The organism is Bradyrhizobium sp. NBAIM18, from assembly GCF_020193825.1.
GTDB lineage: Bacteria > Pseudomonadota > Alphaproteobacteria > Rhizobiales > Xanthobacteraceae > Bradyrhizobium > Bradyrhizobium yuanmingense.
Genome location: NZ_JADYVO010000006.1, coordinates 169056 through 188233, shown reverse-complemented (window position 1 = coordinate 188233; position 19178 = coordinate 169056). Strand labels below are relative to the sequence as shown.

General features: G+C 63.4%; 17 protein-coding genes and 1 other RNA gene. 6 read left to right on the top strand and 12 right to left on the bottom strand.

The window, feature by feature from the left end:
• From I6F17_RS16025 to tkt, 6 genes are all read right to left on the bottom strand, one after another.
• A complete protein-coding gene (locus I6F17_RS16025) occupies positions 1 to 705 on the bottom strand; it encodes a thiamine phosphate synthase (protein WP_225127216.1) in 705 nt (234 codons plus the stop codon).
• 3 nt (positions 706 to 708) lie between these two features.
• A complete protein-coding gene (locus tag I6F17_RS16020) occupies positions 709 to 1734 on the bottom strand; it encodes a class I fructose-bisphosphate aldolase (protein ID WP_225127218.1) in 1026 nt (341 codons plus the stop codon).
• 218 nt (positions 1735 to 1952) lie between these two features.
• Complete coding sequence (gene fba, locus I6F17_RS16015) at positions 1953 to 3020, bottom strand: class II fructose-bisphosphate aldolase (protein ID WP_036036995.1); 1068 nt, start codon at positions 3018 to 3020, stop codon at positions 1953 to 1955.
• Positions 3021 to 3059: 39 nt separating this feature from the next.
• Positions 3060 to 4256: a phosphoglycerate kinase gene (locus I6F17_RS16010; RefSeq protein ID WP_225127220.1), complete on the bottom strand. Its 1197-nt coding sequence runs from the start codon at positions 4254 to 4256 to the stop codon at positions 3060 to 3062.
• Positions 4257 to 4438: 182 nt separating this feature from the next.
• On the bottom strand, positions 4439 to 5446 hold the full coding sequence (gene gap / locus I6F17_RS16005; protein ID WP_035998321.1) for a type I glyceraldehyde-3-phosphate dehydrogenase: 1008 nt from the start codon (positions 5444 to 5446) through the stop codon (positions 4439 to 4441).
• A gap of 149 nt (positions 5447 to 5595) precedes the next feature.
• On the bottom strand, positions 5596 to 7581 hold the full coding sequence (tkt, locus tag I6F17_RS16000) for a transketolase (RefSeq protein WP_225127223.1): 1986 nt from the start codon (positions 7579 to 7581) through the stop codon (positions 5596 to 5598).
• Between the two features lie 398 nt (positions 7582 to 7979).
• Between tkt and I6F17_RS15995 the strand changes: the two genes are divergently transcribed.
• From I6F17_RS15995 to I6F17_RS15975, 5 genes are all read left to right on the top strand, one after another.
• Positions 7980 to 8270 carry a DUF4164 domain-containing protein gene (locus tag I6F17_RS15995; RefSeq protein WP_011084341.1) on the top strand — a complete coding sequence of 97 codons (291 nt, stop codon included), beginning with the start codon at positions 7980 to 7982 and terminating at the stop codon, positions 8268 to 8270.
• Positions 8267 to 8650 (top strand): cell division protein ZapA, encoded by a 384-nt coding sequence (locus I6F17_RS15990; protein ID WP_035998340.1) that lies wholly within the window; start codon positions 8267 to 8269, stop codon positions 8648 to 8650. The genes I6F17_RS15995 and I6F17_RS15990 overlap by 4 nt, the downstream gene beginning before the upstream one ends.
• A 129-nt stretch (positions 8651 to 8779) precedes the next feature.
• A non-coding RNA gene (gene ssrS / locus I6F17_RS15985) (6S RNA) lies at positions 8780 to 8940 on the top strand.
• A gap of 206 nt (positions 8941 to 9146) precedes the next feature.
• Positions 9147 to 9743, top strand: coding sequence for a 5-formyltetrahydrofolate cyclo-ligase (locus tag I6F17_RS15980; protein ID WP_036037004.1), 597 nt, complete (start codon positions 9147 to 9149; stop codon positions 9741 to 9743).
• Positions 9721 to 10545 carry a TIGR00282 family metallophosphoesterase gene (locus I6F17_RS15975; RefSeq protein WP_225127225.1) on the top strand — a complete coding sequence of 275 codons (825 nt, stop codon included), beginning with the start codon at positions 9721 to 9723 and terminating at the stop codon, positions 10543 to 10545. Before I6F17_RS15980 ends, I6F17_RS15975 begins: the two co-directional genes overlap by 23 nt.
• Before the next feature lie 109 nt (positions 10546 to 10654).
• Here I6F17_RS15975 and I6F17_RS15970 read toward each other — a convergent pair whose 3' ends face one another.
• The 4 genes from I6F17_RS15970 to I6F17_RS15955 form a co-directional block, all read right to left on the bottom strand.
• Positions 10655 to 11764, bottom strand: coding sequence for a transporter (locus I6F17_RS15970; protein ID WP_225127227.1), 1110 nt, complete (start codon positions 11762 to 11764; stop codon positions 10655 to 10657).
• Between the two features lie 128 nt (positions 11765 to 11892).
• Complete coding sequence (locus I6F17_RS15965) at positions 11893 to 13323, bottom strand: DUF1254 domain-containing protein (protein ID WP_225127229.1); 1431 nt, start codon at positions 13321 to 13323, stop codon at positions 11893 to 11895.
• Positions 13324 to 13404: 81 nt separating this feature from the next.
• Positions 13405 to 14073 (bottom strand): hypothetical protein, encoded by a 669-nt coding sequence (locus I6F17_RS15960; RefSeq protein WP_225114066.1) that lies wholly within the window; start codon positions 14071 to 14073, stop codon positions 13405 to 13407.
• A gap of 145 nt (positions 14074 to 14218) precedes the next feature.
• A complete protein-coding gene (locus tag I6F17_RS15955) occupies positions 14219 to 14602 on the bottom strand; it encodes an AraC family transcriptional regulator (protein WP_225127231.1) in 384 nt (127 codons plus the stop codon).
• A gap of 298 nt (positions 14603 to 14900) precedes the next feature.
• On the opposite strand from I6F17_RS15955, the gene I6F17_RS15950 reads away from it, so the two are divergent.
• A complete protein-coding gene (locus I6F17_RS15950; protein ID WP_081493701.1) occupies positions 14901 to 15902 on the top strand; it encodes an AraC family transcriptional regulator in 1002 nt (333 codons plus the stop codon).
• 297 nt (positions 15903 to 16199) lie between these two features.
• Here I6F17_RS15950 and I6F17_RS15945 read toward each other — a convergent pair whose 3' ends face one another.
• A complete protein-coding gene (locus I6F17_RS15945) occupies positions 16200 to 17336 on the bottom strand; it encodes a DSD1 family PLP-dependent enzyme (RefSeq protein ID WP_225127234.1) in 1137 nt (378 codons plus the stop codon).
• Between the two features lie 279 nt (positions 17337 to 17615).
• Positions 17616 to 19040, bottom strand: a complete 1425-nt coding sequence (locus I6F17_RS15940) for a methyl-accepting chemotaxis protein (RefSeq protein ID WP_225127244.1) — start codon at positions 19038 to 19040, stop codon at positions 17616 to 17618.
• Positions 19041 to 19178: the final 138 nt, after the last annotated feature.

The window sequence follows — 19178 nt, the reverse complement described above, 5'->3', positions numbered from 1 at the left end:
CTAGCCGTGCTCCTGGCCCGCAGGATCTTGGCTCGCAGGATCTTGGCCGGCCAGTGCCGTCGCATGAGCCTTCTTGATCGCGGCATCGACTTCGATCAGGGCGGCCTTGGGCCCGCGCGGATCGGCCCAGATAAAGTCGCCGACCAGCACGAAATCGGCGCCGCTGGCGGCGAAATCGTAGGCCTCGTCCAGCGTGGTGGCAAAGCCGACGCAAGGCGGCTCGAACAGCTCGGCCCACCAGTCGAGCCGCTCGGCGATCGCTTGCGACGACGGCCGCTGGCCTTTCGCATCGGGCTCGCCGAACAGCACGTAATCCGCGCCCATCTCACCCGCATCCATGGAATGGTGCCGCGTCGTCAGTCCGCCGACACCGGCGATGCGATCTGGCTTGAGCGACGGCAGCGCCTCCTTCAGCGCGGCGATGCCGGGCAGGTGCGCGCCGTCGGCGCCGCCGCGCGCGACGATGTCGGCATGGCCGTCGACGAGGAGTGCCGCGCCTGCCTTCTGCACCGGTGGCGCCAATGCCTTGACGCGCGAGATCATGCCGCGCTGATCGGTCTCCTTCAGCCGCAGCAGCACGGCGGCGATGTCGGCGGACGCGATCAGCCCCGGCAGCTCGGCGACCAGCGTCGCGGGATCATCGACGACGGGCGTCGCGAGATAGAGGCGCGGCGCCGGGCGCGGCGGAGGCGGTTTGTTCGACAAGGTCTAGGCTGCCTTCTGTTCCAGGCTGCTTTGCCATTCGCCCTTGGAGGCGAGGCCGTTCATGCGCGCGCGATGGCTGAAGGCGCGCTGGCCGGCCGCGACGTTCTCAGACCTCCCGGACCAAGCCTTCTGCGGCGCGGCCTGCAGCGCGCGGCCGTAGGAGAAGGTCAGGCCCCAGGGCAGCGGACCGAGCTTGTGCATGGCGTTGAGATGCGCGGTCGCCTCTTCGTCCGACTGGCCGCCGGACAGGAAGGCGATGCCGGGCACCGCCGCGGGCACGCAGGCCTTGAGCAGCCGTATCGTCTTCTCCGCGACCTCCTCGACCGAGGCCTGCTTCGCGCATTTCTTGCCGGCGATTGCCATGTTCGGCTTCAGCACCATGCCTTCCAGCGCCACGCGCTGCACGCGCAATTCCTGGAAGGTCTTGTTGAGCACGCGTTGCGTCACCTCAAAGCAGCGCTCGATGTCGTGGTCGCCGTCCATCAGCACCTCCGGCTCGACGATCGGCACGATCTGCGCGGCCTGGCACAGCGCGGCATAGCGCGCCAGCGCGTGGGCGTTGACGCTGATCGCCGTCATCGAGGGAATGCCGCTGCCGATGTCGATCACCGCGCGCCATTTGGCAAAGCGCGCGCCGCGCTCGTAATATTTCTGTAGGCGCTCGGCGAGCTTGTCGAGCCCGACCGTGACCAACTCTCCCGGGCACATCGGTAAGCTTTGCGTGCCCTCGTCGACCTTGATTCCGGGAATGGCGCCGGCCTGCTCGATCAGCTTGACCAGCGGCGTGCCGTCCTTGGCATTCTGCCAGATCGTCTCGTCATAGAGGATCACGCCGGAGATGTACTGGCTCATGGCGTCCTTGGCGCGAAACAGCATCTCGCGATAGTCGCGGCGGTTCTCTTCGGTCGATTCCACGCCGATGGCGTCGAAGCGCTTCTTGATGGTGCCGGAGGATTCGTCGGCGGCAAGGATGCCCTTGCCGGACGCGACCATGGCGGTCGCGATCTTGTTGAGCTCAGTCAGATTCATCGAGAGGTCCTCCCAAAACGATTCTGCCCTTGCCCGGGAAAATAGACCGTTCTCGGGCAATTGCCGAGTTATCGTTCGTCGCAGGGTAAAGGGTCTTTCTGTCATTCCGGGATGCGCCGAAAGGCGCAGGCCCGGAATCCATAACCCCAGGCTGTGGTTATGGATTCCGGGCCCACGCTTCGCGTGTCCCGGAATGACGGGAGGATGTGACGGAGGCCTTAGGCTACCCGGGGATCGAGCTCGCCCTTGGCGTAGCGCTTGGCCATCTCGGCGGTGGTCAGCACCTTCTTGATCTTGGAGGCCTGGCCTGCGGTGTTGAACTCCTGCAGGCGCTGCTTGCACAGCTTGGTCATGGCTTCCATCGCCGGCTTCAGGTACTTGCGCGGATCGAACTCTTCCGGGTTGTCCTTGAGAACTTTCCGGATCTGGCCGGTCATCGCCATGCGGTTGTCGGTGTCGATGTTGATCTTGCGCACGCCGTTCTTGATGCCGCGCTGGATCTCGGCCACCGGCACGCCCCAGGTCGGCTTCATCTTGCCGCCATAGGCGTTGATGATGTCCTGCAAATCCTGCGGCACCGAGGAGGAGCCGTGCATGACGAGATGCGTGTTCGGCAGCTTGCGGTGGATCTCCTCGATCACGTTCATGGCGAGGATGTTGCCGTCGGGCTTGCGGGTAAACTTGTAAGCGCCGTGCGAGGTGCCCATCGCGATCGCGAGCGCGTCGACCTTGGTCTCCTGTACGAACTTCACGGCCTCGTCCGGATTGGTCAGGAGCTGGTCGTGGCTAAGCTTGCCTTCGGCGCCGTGGCCGTCTTCCTTGTCGCCCATGCCGGTCTCGAGCGAACCGAGCACGCCGAGCTCGCCCTCGACCGAGATGCCGCCGAGATGGGCCATGTCGGTCACGGTCTTGGTGACCCCGACATTGTAGCCCCAGTCGCCGGGGGTCTTGCCGTCGGCCTTGAGCGAGCCGTCCATCATCACCGAGGTGAAGCCGGCCTGGATCGCGGTCATGCAGGTCGCCGGCTCGTTGCCGTGGTCGAGATGAACGCAGACCGGAATGTGCGGATAGATCTCGGTCACCGCGTCCATCATGTGCTTGAGCATGACGTCGTTGGCGTAGGAGCGCGCGCCGCGCGAGGCCTGGATGATGACGGGCGCGTCGACCTGGTTGGCCGCGTCCATGATGGCCAGCGCCTGCTCCATGTTGTTGATGTTGAAGGCCGGTACGCCGTAATCGTTCTCCGCCGCGTGGTCGAGCAATTGACGTAACGTGATCCGAGCCATCTGTCTTTGTCTCCCGTTGGGGCCTCAAAGGCCGCTTGATTACTTGCTACGCAGAACTTCAACGCCGGGCAGGGGCTTGCCTTCCATCCATTCAAGGAACGCGCCACCGGCGGTCGACACATAGGTGAAGTCAGCGGCCACATGGGCCTGGTTGAGCGCTGCGACGGTGTCGCCGCCGCCCGCGATCGAGATCAGCTTCTTGGCCTTGGTGCGCTCGGCGGCGTGCTTGGCGGCCGCGACCGTGCCGCGGTCGAACGGCTGCATCTCGAATGCGCCCAGGGGGCCGTTCCAGACCAGCGTCGCCGCATCGTCGATCGCGGCATGGACGCGCGCGATCGATTGCGGGCCGACGTCGAGGATCATGCCGTCGGCCGGGATCGCATCGAGCCCATAGGCATGCGACGGCGCGTTGGCGGCGAAGTGATAGGCAACGGTGGCATCGACCGGGAGGATGATGGCGCAATTGGCGGCTTCCGCCTTCTCCATGATGCGCAGCGCGGTGGCGGCGAGATCCTTCTCGGCCAGCGACTTGCCGACCGCAACGCCCTGCGCGTGCAGGAAGGTGTTGGCCATGCCGCCGCCGATCACGAGCGCGTCGACCTTGGTGACGAGGTTTTCCAGCAGGTCGATCTTGGTCGAGACCTTGGCGCCGCCGATGATGGCGATGACGGGCTTGCTCGGCGAGCCCAGCGCCTTCTCCAGCGCGTCCAGCTCGGCCTGCATGGTGCGGCCGGCATAGGCCGGCAGCTTGTGGCCGAGGCCTTCGGTCGAGGCGTGGGCGCGGTGCGCGGCCGAGAACGCGTCATTGACCCAGATGTCGCCGAGCTTCGCGAGTTCCGCGACGAAGGGGGGATCGTTCTTTTCTTCCTCTTTGTGGAAGCGGGTGTTTTCCAGGCACAGGATGTCGCCATCCTTCAGGCCGGCGACCGCCTTGGCCGCGGGCTCGCCGATGCAATCCTCGGCAAACGCGACGGGCTTCTTCACCACCTTCGCCAGCGCCTCCGCGACGGGCTTGAGCGAGTCCTTGGCATCGCGTCCCTTCGGGCGGCCGAAATGCGCGAGCAGGATGACCTTGCCGCCCTTGTCGGCGAGCTCGGTGATGGTCGGTGCAACGCGCTCGAGCCGGGTGGCGTCGGTGACGCGCCCGCTTTCCATGGGCACGTTGAGGTCGACGCGCAGCAGCACGCGCTTGCCCTTCACGTCGACGTCGTCGAGGGTGCGGAATTTAGCGGGCATCGTTCATCATCCGTGCGTCGGAGTGTCGGAATCGGGGGGAGGCGAATGGCCGTGGTCGCCGCTCCCTCCACCGTCTTTCGGAGACTTCACTGCGAGGCCCCGGCGAAATCCGTACGCGATCAACGCGATCAACAGTATGACGCCAGGGATGCCAATCCAGTGAGGAAGCACCTTGGCTTCCCTCAGATCACCTTCGCCATCGCGGCGGCGGTGTCCGCCATGCGGTTCGAGAAGCCCCACTCGTTGTCGTACCAGGACATCACGCGCACCAGCGTGCCGTTCTGCACCTTGGTCTGGTCCTCGTGGAAGGTCGAGGAGTGCGGGTCGTGGTTGAAGTCGATCGAGACGTTCGGCGCATTGGTGTAGCCGAGGATGCCCTTGAGCTGCTGCTCGCTGGCGCGCTTCATCGCCGCGTTGATCTCCTTGGCGTCGGTGGCGCGCTTGGCGACGATCTTGAGGTCGACGACCGAGACGTTCGGGGTCGGCACGCGGATCGCGACGCCGTCGAGCTTGCCCTTCAGCTCGGGCAGCACGAGGCCGATCGCCTTCGCAGCACCCGTCGAGGTCGGGATCATCGACATCGCCGCCGCGCGGCCGCGGTAGAGATCCTTGTGCATCGTGTCGAGCGTCGGCTGGTCGCCGGTATAGGCGTGGATCGTGGTCATGAAGCCGGTCTCGATGCCGACGAGATCGTTCAGCACCTTGGCAACCGGCGCAAGGCAGTTGGTGGTGCAGCTGCCGTTGGAGACGACGAGGTGATCCTTGGTCAGCGTGTCGTGGTTGACGCCGTAGACGATGGTGGCGTCGGCGCCGTCGGCGGGCGCGGAGACCAGCACGCGCTTGGCGCCGGCGGTCAGATGCGCGCTAGCCTTGTCCTTCGAGGTGAAGATGCCGGTGCATTCCATCGCAATGTCGACGCCGAGATCCTTCCAGGGCAGCTTCGAGGGATCGCGCTCGGCGGTCACCTTGATCTTGCCGTTGCCGAGGCTGATGGAGTCGCCGTCGACGGTGACGGTGCCGGGAAAGCGGCCATGGACGCTGTCGAAGCGGAGGAGATGGGCGTTGGTCTCGACCGGGCCGAGGTCGTTGATGCCGACGACCTCGATGTCCTTGCGGCCGGACTCGGCGATAGCCCGCAGGATGTTGCGGCCGATGCGGCCAAAACCGTTAATTCCGACGCGGACTGCCATGTTTCGTCTCCTTCAATGACCGTTGTCATCCCGCACAACGCGCGGATAGCGCGCCTGCGAGGTTTTTTAGGGGCGGGCGCCCGGTTCGGCCGGGCGGTGCTTGATCATATGGGAGATTAGGTAGTCCTTTTTTGCGGCAAGCTCAACTCTCAGGAAACGCGCTTCAGCACAGCGTTAACCGCGGCCTCGGCGGTAATGCCGAAATGCTTGTAAAGCTCCTTGGCAGGGCCGCTTTCGCCGAACGAATGCATGCCAATGAATTCGCCATCCTGGCCGATCACGGCGTCCCAGCCCCAGCGCACGGCGGCCTCGATCGCGATCTTCACCGGCGCGTTGCCGATGATGGCGGCGCGCTTGGCCTCTGGTTGCGCTAACAACAGCTCCAGCGAGGGAACGGAGACAACGCGCGAAGCGACGCCGCGTTCCGCCAATTGTTTCTGGGCCGCGACCGCGATCTCGACCTCCGAGCCCGAGGCGAACAGCGTCGCCTTGGCTTCGCCCTGGGCGGCGACCAACTCGTAGGCACCAGCCGCGCAGGGATTGTCGTTCGGTGCGGTGGTCCGCAGCTGCGGCAGGTTCTGCCGCGTCAGTGCCAGCACGGTCGGGCCATCGACGCGGTTGAGCGCGAGCTCCCAGCACTCAGCGACCTCGATGGCATCGCAGGGACGGAACACGCGCATGTTGGGAATGGCGCGGAGCGCTGCGAGATGCTCGACCGGCTGATGGGTCGGGCCGTCTTCGCCGAGGCCAATCGAGTCATGAGTCATGACGTAGACGACGCCGGCGCCCATCAGCGCGGCAAGGCGCATCGCCGGACGCGCATAATCGGTGAAGACGAGGAAGGTCGCGCCGTTCGGTGCGAAACCGCCATGCAGGAAAATGCCGTTCATCGCGGCGGCCATGCCGTGCTCGCGGATGCCGTAATGGATGAAGCGTCCCTTCGGCGTCTTGGCTGAGAAGGCGGTCGCCGACTTCGCCTTGTTGTTGTTGGAGCCGGTGAGGTCGGCCGAGCCTGCCAGGAATTCCATCGGCATGGCGCCGGCGATCACTTCGATTACGGCTTCAGAGGATTTGCGGGTCGCCGCAATCATCGGCTTTTCCAGCAGCTCCTTCTTGTACGCGCGCACGGCCTTGGCGAGCGAAGCCGGACGCTCATGACGCAGGCGGCGCTCGAACTCGGCGCGCTTGCGGCTGCCGAGCTCACCGAGCCGCGTTTCCCATTCCTGGCGTGCCGCGGCGCCTCGGCTGCCGGCGGCGCGCCATGCCTTCAGCACGTCGTCGGCGACCGCGAACGGCTCGAGCGAAATGCCGAGATTTTCCTTGGCAGCCTTGAGCTCGTCGGCGCCGAGCGCCTCGCCGTGCACCTTCGAGGTGCCTTGCTTGTGCGGCGCGCCGAAGCCGATCGTGGTGCGGCAGGCGATCAGCGTCGGCTTGCTGGATTTCTTCGCGCGCGTGATCGCGTCGGCGATCGCGGCCTGATCGTGGCCGTCGATCTTTTCGGCGGCCCAGCCCGCCGACTTGAAGCGCTTCACCTGGTCGACGGAATCGGAGATCGAGGTCGGGCCGTCGATCGAGATGCCGTTGTCGTCGTAGAGCACGATCAGCTTGTTGAGCTTCCAGTGGCCGGCCATCGCGATCGCTTCCTGCGACACGCCTTCCATCAGGTCGCCGTCGGAGGCGAGCACATAGGTGTGGTGGTCGACGATCTTCTTGCCGAATTCGGCGGCGAGCATCTTTTCGGCCAGCGCCATGCCGACCGCAGTCGAGATGCCCTGGCCGAGCGGGCCGGTGGTGGTCTCGATGCCATTGGTGCGGAAGTTCTCGGGGTGGCCGGGGGTCAGCGAGTCGACCTGGCGGAACTGCTTGATCTGGTCCAGCGTCATCTCGGCATTGCCGGTCAAATACAGCAGCGAATAGAGCAGCATCGAGCCGTGGCCGGCCGAGAGCACGAAGCGGTCGCGGTCCGGCCAGGCGGGCGCAGTGGCATCGAATTTCAGGAACTGCGTGAACAGCACGGTGGCGATGTCGGCGGCGCCCATCGGCAGGCCGGGATGGCCCGATTTCGCCTTCTCGACAGCGTCCATCGAAAGGCCGCGGATCGCGTTGGCCATACGGGTGTGATCGACCTGCGTCATGTCTGAAATCCGTCTGAAATGAAGCGCTTGGCGATGGTTGCCCGCGCGGGGAGAAGCCTGGCGGCCACTGAAGGTTGGCGCTGGGATAGCACCTCGGTTCCGGGAGTCCAAGGCAATCGAACGCCGGTTTGGCCGCAAAAGTTGCCTGTGTGGACATCGGTTTTCCGCCGGGATCGCGCCGGGCGGAAGCGACGCAGCGACACGTCGTCCCGATTGAACAGTGCATAGTTTTGCGGCGGCGTTGCGCTTGGCTAGCTTGCTTTGTAAATTTCTGCTTCTAACCGCTTGCCGAACCGAGTCTTTTGCCGGACGGCAAGCTCCAGGGAAAGGCCACTGGGCAAAGGCCGCCAGGTTCCGCCGCTGACTGCATGAACGATCGCGTATCCAACAGTTCCGCCATGACGGAGTCGTCCGCCGTCGAGATCGAGATTGCGACCCGCAGACTCATGGCGGCGCTCGATGCGCTCGAAAGTGCGGTGGAGCGGCGTCGCGATGCCGATCGCGACGAGAACGAGCTTGCGGCGCGCATCCAGGCGCTCGGCGCGGATCGCTCGCGTCTTGCCGACGAGCTCGACGGCGCGCTGGTGAAGGCACGCAAGCTCGAGCGCACCAATCGCGAGATTTCTGACCGGCTGGATTCCGCGATCGTGACGATACGCTCGGTGCTCGATACCGGAGAGGACGGATGAGCCACATCAACGTCACCATCAACGGCCGGCAATATCGCATGGCCTGCGAGGAGGGCCAGGAGGTGCGGCTGCTCAAGCTCGCCGAGACGCTGGAGACGCGCATCCAGTCGCTGCGCGGAAAATTCGGCGAGATCGGCGATGCGCGCCTCACCGTCATGGCTGCGCTCACCGTCTGCGATGAGCTGATCGACACCACCAACCGCGTCCGCACCCTGGAGCAGGAATTGACCGAGCTCAGGGATTTCCGCAATGCCGCCGTCGAGCGCGCCAGGATGACGCAGACCGCGGTGGTCAACGCGCTGAACGCCGCCGCCGAGCGCATCGAGAAGTCGACCCAGGTCCTGAACCGCACCGTCGGCAACGGCATCGCGATCGGCTGAAGCTCGATAGTGCCACGCGGCTTACCCTCCCTGGAGGGACCCTCCAGGGGAAGGTAAAAGAAAGCGCGCGGCGGAAGCCGCACTCTCGTCGCACTGGCGATTCGTCAGTACAGTTGTTACATTGCCTCCGCGAGGCTGCGACGTGCGTCAGGAGCCATATATCCCCGGGGCCTTATCGATCCTTTAGGGAACTGTCCCTGACCGGGCCCGTGGGCTCGGACATATGGTGCCCACCTACTTTCGTAGGGAACTCCGGGATCGAGTGCTTCAACGGCGTTCGCGGCTTCGCACTTTCGTTTGCTTGGTTTGTGCTTGTTGAAACGACTGCGGCCAATTCAACAGGTGTCATTCCCCCCGAGTGCGCAATTGCGCACGGGGCGGGGAATCCAGTACGCCGCGGCCCTTGTGTGAATCACCACCGCCTCTGGAATACTGGACCACCCGCCCCAGTGCGCAAGGGCGCACAAGGCGGGTGATGACGTGGGGACCAAAGCGCATGCCCAACTCCAAAGCCGAGCTCCGTGCCAAAGCCCTCGCCAAGCGCGATGCGCTGAGCGAGAAGAAGCGCATCGCGGCCGCCGCAAAGCTCGCCAAGCGCGGGCTGCCGTTCAAGCTGCTGCCCGGCAGCATCGTCTCCGGCTATTCGCCGATCCGCAGCGAGATCGATCCGATGCCGCTGCTCGCAAAGCTCGCGGAAGGGGGCGCCAGGCTCGCGCTGCCTTGCGTCACCGCGCGCGGCCAGTCGCTGATCTTCCGCCTCTTCCATCCGAACGACCGCCTGATGCTCGGCCCGCTCGGCATTCCCGAGCCGTCGCCGGCCGCCGCTGAGGTGATCCCCGACATCATGCTGACGCCGCTCGCCGCCTTCGACCGCCTCGGCCATCGCATCGGCTATGGCGCCGGGCATTACGATTTCACCTTTGCGCATTTGCGCAAAGCCAAGCACATCGTCGGCATCGGCCTTGCGTTTGCCGTGCAGGAGATCGAGGCGGTTCCGGCACTATCCCACGACGTGGCGCTGGATTATGTGCTAACGGAATCGGACGTGTTCGATTTCCGGAGTTCTGAAGTTGCGCATTCTCTTCGTGGGTGACGTCGTCGGCCGTAGCGGGCGCGAGGCCGTTTCCGAATATCTGCCCGGCATGGTCAAGGACTGGTCGATCGATCTCGTCGTCGTCAACGGCGAGAATTCAGCCGGCGGCTTCGGCATCACGGAAGCGATCTACCAGGAGTTTCTCGAGGCCGGCGCCGATGCGGTGACGCTCGGCAATCATTCCTGGGACCAGCGCGAGGCCCTCGTCTTCATCGAGCGCGCCGACCGCCTGGTGCGTCCCGCCAACTATCCGCGCGGCACGCCCGGCCGCGGCGCCGCCTTGGTGGAAGCCAAGAACGGCAAGCACGCCCTCGTCGTCAACGCGCTCGGCCGCGTCTTCATGACCCCGTTCGACGATCCCTTCGCCGCGCTCGAGCGCGAGCTAGGCGCCTGTCCGCTCGGTGTCGCCGCCGACGCCATCGTCGTCGACTTCCATTGCGAGGCCTCAAGCGAGAAGCAGGGCATCGGCTTCTTCTGCGACGGCCGCGCCAGCCTCGTCGTCGGCACGCACACGCATGTGCCGACCGCCGATCACCAGATCCTGTCAGGCGGCACCGCCTACATGACCGACGCCGGCATGACCGGCGATTACGATTCCATCATCGGCATGCAGAAGGAAGAGCCGCTGCGCCGGTTCACGTCGGGGATTCCATCGAGCCGGTTCGAGCCGGCGGCGGGCGCCGCAACGCTCAGCGGCGTTGCGGTGGAGACGGATGACGCGACGGGGCTCGCGCTGAAGATCGCGCCGGTGCGCATGGGCGGAAGGCTGGAGCCGGCGACGCCGAAGTTCTGGTTGAGCTGAAGCGCGAAGCCAGATCACCCGGTGTCGTCCCCGGAAGCTCAGTTCGATATGTTCACATGAGATGTCGGGCCTATGGTTTGTCGGCGAGATCGGCTAAGCGGCCACGCTGCTATTTTGTGATCCGCCGGGTTGATGCGACAGTTCTAGTCGGCGCTATCGGCGACATTGAGAACGTCAGCCAAGTGTTCCAGCCGGACGGCCGATTCTCCGCAGCGAACTCGCCATATCCCTTCAGATTCAAATACCCCTGCATATCGCCTACCGGAAATAGAAAGCCAATCTGCGGACCTACTGCGAAGACTCGGGACCGAAAGCCACCTAGAGCGGGATGCTGGCCGAAGTCATCAGTTATCTGCTGATAGGCATAACCCACGAGTCCGACCAAAGTTTGCTTCGACAGAAACTGCGAGACTCCCCAGTCAACGTGAAGGTCGATGCCGTTCTGGTATTGCGTATCCAGGTTCTTGAAATTGTAGGTGAGGCCCGCCACCACCGAAAACTCGCGGCCTGTTTGCGGATTGAAGTAGGTGTAGCCGGCGCCGCCGTCGATGGCGCCATGCCCGATGCCTAGATTGGCGAGACGGGACGAACTGTAAGCGCCGACGGGAACATCTCCAGTTACGTAGGTCATAAAGTTATGGACGCCTGCATTCCACTTGAGCGTCGCCTGCGGGTAGAGATCCCCGACTGACGTGATCGAGTCGCCGAAGCTGCCCGTGCGCGTCACGGCCAGGGGGCCGACAGTTGCGGTGAGCGTTCCTGCGAGATCAGCTCTCGATCGTCCGAACAGTCCTGTCACTCCGATGGCCAGTTGCCCGCCCAGCACGGGGGTTGCGAATGTGTATGTAGGATTGAGCAGGACGAGATCTCCCCGCCCATTAAGTTGCAAGTTCAGATCAACGTTTACTGTTGCGGGAATTCTGCCGACGTGAATTTCCCTTGCGGCAGCCGCGGTGCCGAATGCACTTACGCTGGTGTGGTAGTAGACCGCTGCCATTGACCAGCCGGGGGCTTGAGGGGTGGCGGCAAGGCTGCTGAAGCGGCCAGGGAGCCAGTAGGAAACGCCACCTTCGTCGGCGTAAGCGGTGGCAGCAGGCACCGACAGCGTCACGACTGCCGAGGCAATGGCTGCATTCCTGAACGCAGAAGAGAGAGACGGCTTTGTCGCGCTCCGTCCAACGCGCTGTTTTCCTTTTCCGAGATCAAGTGCCGACATCATGGCCTCCTGCATTGCGAATACCGTGTCATTCGCCCCAGAAACCTCAAAGCGAGTACAGCGTGCTGTGGGGCATCTGTGAGCGGCCTAGCAATCATGCCGGCGCCTGCGCGCCGGCATGATTGCTAGCGCTAGGCTCCGACTTTTCTGGCGGCCGGGACCGTCCATGTGCCGTTGATGATCGAGGGGTCCGTCTCCTGAGGCCAGTACATACGCAACATGAGGATGAAATCTCCTTCAGGCGCAGGTAGCCAGTTCGACTCCTTCTCTTTGCCGGGAGAGTCCTTCTGGATATACAGATCAGTTGATCCGTCCGGATTCTCCTTCAAATCTTCTCGAGCGCTGACGGAGTACCTGTTGAGCGGGTTCTTCACGAAGAAATAGTTGCTGTCGTACATCGTAAGCGACCAGAATCCCTCCGCTGGAGGCAAGTGACCTTTCGGAAATCGCATCACGTACTTGTTCGCGCCGCTGTACTTGTGACCATCGGCGTCTTTTTGCGAAGTCGGATAGACGGCATCCTGCGGCCGGTTGGCACCAAGCCCGATCGCGGTTACCAAAGCCCGCATCAAATAGTCGGTGCCGTAAATGCCGGTCTTGGTCGTGAACGCGAACCCATTCTCGTCTTTGATGGCCTTGTTGATTTTGAACTGAAGCATGATGCGGTCGAACGACACCTCCGGCAGGCGTCTCAGAAAGTCTGCCTTCAGCTTACTCTCATCAAAATCCTGCCCTGGGACGATGCCGATGCGGGCAAACTTCGCAAGTTGAGGCGCGTCCGCGGCGTAGGGCGGATTAGTCTTCATGAGTTCGCAAAGCAGCTTGAAATACGACACCGCGTCCATGCGATTGACCTGCTCGCGGACCGCCGTCTTCATATCGATCGTTGGATCCACCTTCCCGGGGGCGGGCGTGTAAGCTTTGCCATAAGCACTGAGCGGAACGAGCTTGCATTCGTCTTGCAACTTGTGCACCGCAGCGTAATCGTCCGGGGTGCCGGTGCAATAGATGCGCCCGAGCAGCCACACGATATTGGTGGCAGACTTGTACTCCTTGACACCCGCCGGCAGCGTGCCCTTCCAACCCGGCCCCGTGATCGCGTAGGCCTGCGCCCCCGTGCCGGTGGTGCGCTTGCCCGGCACGTGAAACACGGTGGTCCAGCCGTCCAGCATCGGCATCAGGAAATAGCGGCCCTTCATGTCCGGAATGCTGAGTATCCACGGCTCCTTTCCGACGTCGAAGAAGGATGTCGTGTACAAGGTGTCGGCATTCGGTGCCGTCACATCCCTGAAGGAGGCATCGGGATACTGGCGCAGCTTGATGATGTGTCCCATCGGACCGCGCGTGCCGACGGGCTCGGCGACATTCGTGATGATCCGCCGGGTCATCTCCATCGTCACCAGCGGGTAGCCAAAGATGTAGGCGTCGCTGGCCAGCCAGAAATCCTCCAGGCCTTGTCCCACTCCGAAAAATGAATCCTGGGCAAGAGCCGGTCGTGTGGCGGCGGCTCCCGCGAGCAGCCCCATTCCGCCAAATGCAAGGGATCGACGGGTGATGTTCATCGCTAATCTCCTTCCTATAGAAAACCAGTCACGTGGATTCGCAGTTCACGCCCTTGTAACGGAGCCACTCGGGCGAACGGCTCAATAGCAGGGCGGATAGGGGTAGTAGCCGCAGCGCGGTGAGTAATAGGGATACGCCGCAGCCCCGGCCACAGCAGCGGCTCCTGCCACGGCAGCGCCGCGGTAGAACGCTCCGCGCCAGGCGGTGCGGCGAGCGACGCCGGCGAAAGACAACGGCGTCAACGGACGGCCAATGATATCGATAAAGACAGATGCCGGCCCGTCCGCCCCGGCGAGATCACCTTCGAGGAGATCGACGTCGAAAGTCAGCTTATCACCCTCAAGCTTGGGGGATTTCAACACGACGACGGCATCCAACACCGACGATCCATCTTTCTTGAATCCTGACACCGTGGCGTTGGGCGGGTCTTTAGCGAAGTTGTCGCTGCCATTGCCCCAGTCCTCGATAATCCGGGAGGTCAGATCATGCCCGGCGGCACGAACCGGTCGGTCGGCAAACACGATCGCATTCGGAGAAATCGCACTCAGCACCAGCTTACCCTCCTTCAGGCTCACCCCGCGCGAGTTGAGGACAAACAGCGATGGGACCACTTCCGGCTTGGCCTGACCAATCGATTTCTCGAGCGGAATGTGCGGCTTGGGTTCGGCCGGAGATTGAGCAAGAAGCTTGTGCGGAATTGCCACTAAGCCAGCGGCGCAGACCGCGATCAAGGCAACGCGGATTGTCATGATGGTCCTCTCCTTTGCAGGCTAGTCATTTTTCTCGAACAGCACGTGAGCAAATTCGGAAGCGACAAGAGCGTCGCTAGTGGCGGCGGCATCTCTGTATTTCGCGCCAAATCACGCGGCGCGTCTTGCCATTTCGCGCCAATCGTCAGGAATCATTCAACGGGTTGGTGGGATGAGAACGTCGGCGGACGAGCGACCGATCATGCTTGCGGCCGCGTTGCTGCCGCCGATAAACGATGGGTTGAATTTTCATCAAACGCACGAAAGCGCGGCTGAAGCTGCTGGCGTTCGTGTATCCGAGAAATTCTGCAATATCCGACAAGCGCTTACTCGTATCGGCCAGCAGGCGGCACGCAATCTCCAATCGGACTTCGTCGAGGATCTTGCTGTGGCTTGTGCCCATGCGTTCGAGATGACGCTGCAATGTGCGCCCGCTAATTCTGAGCGCATGCGCTGTGCTATCGAGGGTTGCGTCACCGTGCCGCAGCGATGCAACGATGACGGTGCGGACCGCCGTGGATGAAGGCAAGCGGACGGCTCTCATCGTTTGACGTCAGGCCTGAAGCCTATGCTCCTACAGCGGAAAATCGATTCATAGGATAAGGGAAGCTGAGAGGCGCATCTGGCCATTGGGCGCCAAAATGTTCGTCGAATGGAATGAGCTGAGACTGCGATCCTCTGGAGGCATAGCCAGGCGACAAAAAGCACGCAAAGAGCCTTGCAGTCCTGATAATCTAAGCGTGTGACAGGCGTCGGCGCTCCCTGTTTAGGGAGTTGTCGTCCTGCGACGCCGCTCGTGCGCTGAATCAAGTGATCGAGACGCACCAATGCCAAAGATTCATTTGACGCGTTGTCAGCACCTCAGTCCCTTCGCTGACATTCTGGATAATCTCGGCGCGCCAACCGCTTCTTTACTGGAAAAGTATCTGCTGCCCGCTTCTCTGGAGGAAAAAGCCGATCATTACGTCCCGATTTTGCCTGCTATCGAATTTGCGGAGTTTGCCAGCCGGTCGCAAGGTATTGAAGATTTTGGATTCCACGCTGCTAAGTCGCTCAATTTCGGGCACCTTAGTGAGAAGACCAGGTATCTAATCAGTCATTCTCCGACTTTGCTCGTCGCGCTGCACCAGGCCTGTAGACTAGCTTCGCTCGAAGATTCAAACTTGAGCAACTGGGTCGAGCGCCACGGCGACCATGTTCGCTATTGCAGCAAGCTAGCCGGCACTGCCGGACTTCAGCATCTCGAGCATTCACAATGGCTTCAGAACGTTTTCCCGATTTACATCGTCCGGCAATTCGCCGGACCGGACTGGGCTCCGGCAACTATCGCCTTTGAGGCGCGGTACACGCCGGGTCCGGCATGTCGGTCTTTCTGGCCGATGTCTCAATTCCTGTCTGGTCAAGAAGCTTCGTGGATCGACGTACCTGTTTCATTGCTGGGCCTTCCTAACAGATTGGATCAAGCTCCTTCACATCCGAAGAGCGATCTTGTCGAACATTCGAACTTTGACTTCATCCACGCACTTAAGCTGATGCTTCCATCCTACATTGACGAGCGGCCTCCGGCGCTGGCGGAAGTGGCGGAGATGGCGGGGGTCAGCGCACGCAGCCTTCAACGCAAGCTATCTCGCGCCGGGATGACATATTCGCGGCTGTTGGATACCGTGAGGTTTGAAAATGCCAGAAGACTTTTGCGAGATACGGATTCCAAGATCATCGAGATTGCGTTTGCTTCGGGCTACGCAGATCCCGCCCATTTTGCCCGTGCATTCCGCAGGGTTGCAGGCCTGACGCCCGGGCAATTCCGCGAGCAATGCAGGCCTCGATAGTCGAGTTTGTCATTCGCTGCATAATGTCCGGGTTGGGGTCATTTGCAGACGTTCCCAGCCGGGCAAGCCACGTCTGCTCGTCCCTTGGAAACGGGCAGTCCCGAATTATGAGTGTACGCCTTGGCCCGCAATTGCGAACCAGGGGCCAGAACCCATAACGCCAAGCGCGTAGTTGCTTCGCAAAGCTTGTCGCTCCGCGTCTTCGCCAAACCGATGCTGTGGCGTATGGGTCTCGGATCTGCGCTTCGCTTGTCCGTGGCGACGGCGGAGATCGTCGCGCGCAATCACGCGTCAATCTCAGGTGACCGCGCCCCGCGCCGCGACTGGCCAAAGTGCCTCCACGCGGGCATCCGGCGTGCTGAAGCCGCGCACGCCGACATACCAGTCGTAGAGATTGACGGTCGGGTCGCAATGGCCGGGGATCAGCGTCACCTTGTCGCCGATCGCCAATCGCGACGAAGCGCTGTCGAAATCGAGCAAGCCATGCTCGTCAGAGGGCCGATGATAGCGCAGGTCGGGCCGGCCGAGCACGACCGGAAATCCGCTGTCGTTCGAGAGGGCCTTGTGGCCGGCATCAATGACCGCGCGTTCGCCGGAGGCGGTGCTCATCACGGTCGCGAGCACGAACAGCGCATGCTCGAACGGGCTGGCGTTGCGTGCCCCGTCGGCGAGGTTCTTGGCGTAGTCGGCGTCCATGAAAATATAGGAGCCGGCCTGCAATTCGTTCCAGATGCCGCTCGCGCCTTCGAGCTCGAATGTGCCGGTTCCCGCACCTCCAATCGTCCGGCACTGAAAGCCCGCGTCCTTGAGGACGCGCAGTGTCTCTGCGGTCGCGTTCGCGGCACCGGCGATGGCGGCGCGCCGCTCCTCCGGCGTGCGCAGATGCTGGGCGGAGCCGTGATAGGCCTGCAGGCCGCCGAACGACAGGAAGCGCGACGCCGTCACCTGCCGCGCCAGGGTGGCCGCCGCCGGCCCAGGCCTGACGCCGCAACGACCGGCGCCGACGTCGATTTCGACCAGGACTTCGATTTGCGATCCTGCCCGCTCCGCGGCGTGCGACAGTTGCTCGACCATGATCGCATCGTCCACGCAAACGCTGATGCGTGCGTGGCGCGCGAGGCCTGCGAGCCGTTCCAGCTTCCGCGGGCCCACCACCTCGTTGCTGACGAGCACGTCGCTCACCCCGCCCGCGACCAGGACCTCGGCCTCGGCGACCTTCTGGCAGCACATGCCGACCGCGCCGCGCGCGATCTGCTTGGCCGCGATGATCGGCGACTTGTGGGTCTTCGCATGCGGCCGCAAGCGAACGCCGAGCTTGCTCGCCGCCGCCGCCATCGTGTCGAGATTGCGCTCGAAGGCGTCGAGGTCGATGATCAGCGCCGGTGTATCGATCTCGGAAAACGGCGCGCCGATTTGGGCGGGTGGACAGGCCATCGAAAAACCAGCTTGTTGTGTTCGGGTTCGCGCCCCGAATGCGCGGCGGCATGTCTACGGCAACGTCGGCCGCCGCACCAGTGCAGGCGGCTTTTGGTGCTCGGCAGGCGGCGGTGAGAACCGCCCACAATTTCGGAATAATAGCATTCTACCCCTGTTTTGCCCGACGAGTCAACGCGCGCCACGGCCTGCCGGCGCAAGCCATTGATTCCACACGCCCCGGCTACTGTGCATGGGGTTGTTTTCGAGCTTTTGTTTTGAAGATGCCGGAGCGCCCCGTCAGCCCTGGCGAAAGCCCATCCGGAAGGCGCCCCAGTGCTTGCCGCGGATCATGATCGGCGAGGACAGGTCCTTCATCAGCACGAACTGCCCGCCGCCCATGTCGCGGCGATAGGTTTGCAGCAGGAAGGGTTTTGTGTTGGCCGCGACCTTCTTCACCGCGCGGTCGGTGAACAGGCGGCGGTTGCGGCAATTGGCGTTGTTCCAGACCGGGTCCTTACCCTGCGGCAGGCGGTAGTTCGGATTGTGGGTCGGAAGGTAGCCGCCCCGCGCCCAGGCGACGCAGAACACGATGCGCGGATCGGAGTTCTGGATCGGGTCCTGGATCGCGGGCAGCACGCGGTCGGTGAACTCGACGTAGTTGGTCAGGTACTGCTTCGGATCGGTGCCTGATATCTCGCGGTAGGTCTCGTCCATGAGCTGGTCGAGCGTGATCTCGCCGCGGTCGATCGCAGCTTCGAACTCGGCCGAGATCCGCTTCGCGGTGTCGACGACGATACGGATCAGCGGCGCGTCCGACGTCTCCACGCCGCTGTCGGCGATCAGCGCGATCAGGCCTTCGGAGGCGTCGAGCAGCTTTGCCACCCGCTCGTCGGCGCTTCGGAGGTCGCGCGAGGAGAGGTCGACGCCCTTGGCGAGCTCGTTGAGCTCGCTGATCACGGTGTCGCAGTGGCCGAGGTTGGAGGTCGCCGCGCGCGCGACGCCGTCGATCTCGGCTTCGACCGAGGCGAAGCCCTGCTGGACCCGCGAGATGATGCCGGAGATCGCTTGCGCGCCTTCGCCGGCGGTCTTGGCGCGCTGCGAGGCGTCGCTGCTCTCGCCGATCAGGCCTTCGATCTGGCCGTCGAGATCGCGCACCGTGTCGGAGATCTCATGCGTGGCCTGGCGCGTGGCCTCCGCGAGGTTCTTCACTTCGCTCGCGACCACCGCGAAGCCGCGGCCGGCATTGCCGGCGCGCGCGGCTTCGATGGTGGCGTTCAGCGCGAGCAGATTGGTCTGCTTGGCGATCGCCTCGATCGAGCCGGACACTTTGGCGACCTGCGCCAGCGCCGAGCCCACGGCGGACAGGCGCGCCTCGATCCGCTCCACGGCGGCGACGAGCTCGGAGATATGGCTGACCGCGGTATCGACGGCGCTACGCGACTGCGCGATCTCGCCGACCGCGGCGGACGTGGTCGTCTGCACGGCCTGCGAAGCGTTGGCGATGTCGTGATTGGCCGAGACCATCGTCTCGGCCGTCTTCTGGAGGTGGTGGAATCGTTCCGATTGGCTCGCGACGCGGTTGGCGACGTCCTGGACGTTGCCGGCGATGTCGGCGAGCTCGACGCCGAGACCGCCGATGCGGTCGGCGAGCTGGTCGATCAGGCGTTCGGCGAGCGTCCGGTTGGAGGCAGTGTCCAATACGGCAAGTTGTGCAGAGGACATGTACGGGCTCTCTCCAGTCGTAGCCGTTGATCGGCTCCTTGGCGGCATTCCGATTCCAGGTCCGACCTTAGAGGATGATTCGCGCCGGGCGTCTTGCCCAGGAGTGCAGGTGCGTGCAGGTGCGTGCACGCGTGGGGG

Bases quoted from the DNA above. Each gene is read 5' to 3' on its own strand.
- I6F17_RS16020 (WP_225127218.1), bottom strand. From the start codon at position 1,734: ATGAATCTGACTGAGCTCAACAAGATCGCGACCGCCATGGTCGCGTCC.
- fba (WP_036036995.1), bottom strand. From the start codon at position 3,020: ATGGCTCGGATCACGTTACGTCAATTGCTCGACCACGCGGCGGAGAAC.
- I6F17_RS16010 (WP_225127220.1), bottom strand. From the start codon at position 4,256: ATGCCCGCTAAATTCCGCACCCTCGACGACGTCGACGTGAAGGGCAAG.
- gap (WP_035998321.1), bottom strand. From the start codon at position 5,446: ATGGCAGTCCGCGTCGGAATTAACGGTTTTGGCCGCATCGGCCGCAAC.
- tkt (WP_225127223.1), bottom strand. From the start codon at position 7,581: ATGACGCAGGTCGATCACACCCGTATGGCCAACGCGATCCGCGGCCTT.
- I6F17_RS15995 (WP_011084341.1), top strand. From the start codon at position 7,980: ATGACGGAGTCGTCCGCCGTCGAGATCGAGATTGCGACCCGCAGACTC.
- I6F17_RS15990 (WP_035998340.1), top strand. From the start codon at position 8,267: ATGAGCCACATCAACGTCACCATCAACGGCCGGCAATATCGCATGGCC.
- I6F17_RS15980 (WP_036037004.1), top strand. From the start codon at position 9,147: ATGCCCAACTCCAAAGCCGAGCTCCGTGCCAAAGCCCTCGCCAAGCGC.
- I6F17_RS15970 (WP_225127227.1), bottom strand. From the start codon at position 11,764: ATGATGTCGGCACTTGATCTCGGAAAAGGAAAACAGCGCGTTGGACGG.
- I6F17_RS15965 (WP_225127229.1), bottom strand. From the start codon at position 13,323: ATGAACATCACCCGTCGATCCCTTGCATTTGGCGGAATGGGGCTGCTC.
- I6F17_RS15960 (WP_225114066.1), bottom strand. From the start codon at position 14,073: ATGACAATCCGCGTTGCCTTGATCGCGGTCTGCGCCGCTGGCTTAGTG.
- I6F17_RS15950 (WP_081493701.1), top strand. From the start codon at position 14,901: ATGCCAAAGATTCATTTGACGCGTTGTCAGCACCTCAGTCCCTTCGCT.
- I6F17_RS15945 (WP_225127234.1), bottom strand. From the start codon at position 17,336: ATGGCCTGTCCACCCGCCCAAATCGGCGCGCCGTTTTCCGAGATCGAT.
- I6F17_RS15940 (WP_225127244.1), bottom strand. From the start codon at position 19,040: ATGTCCTCTGCACAACTTGCCGTATTGGACACTGCCTCCAACCGGACG.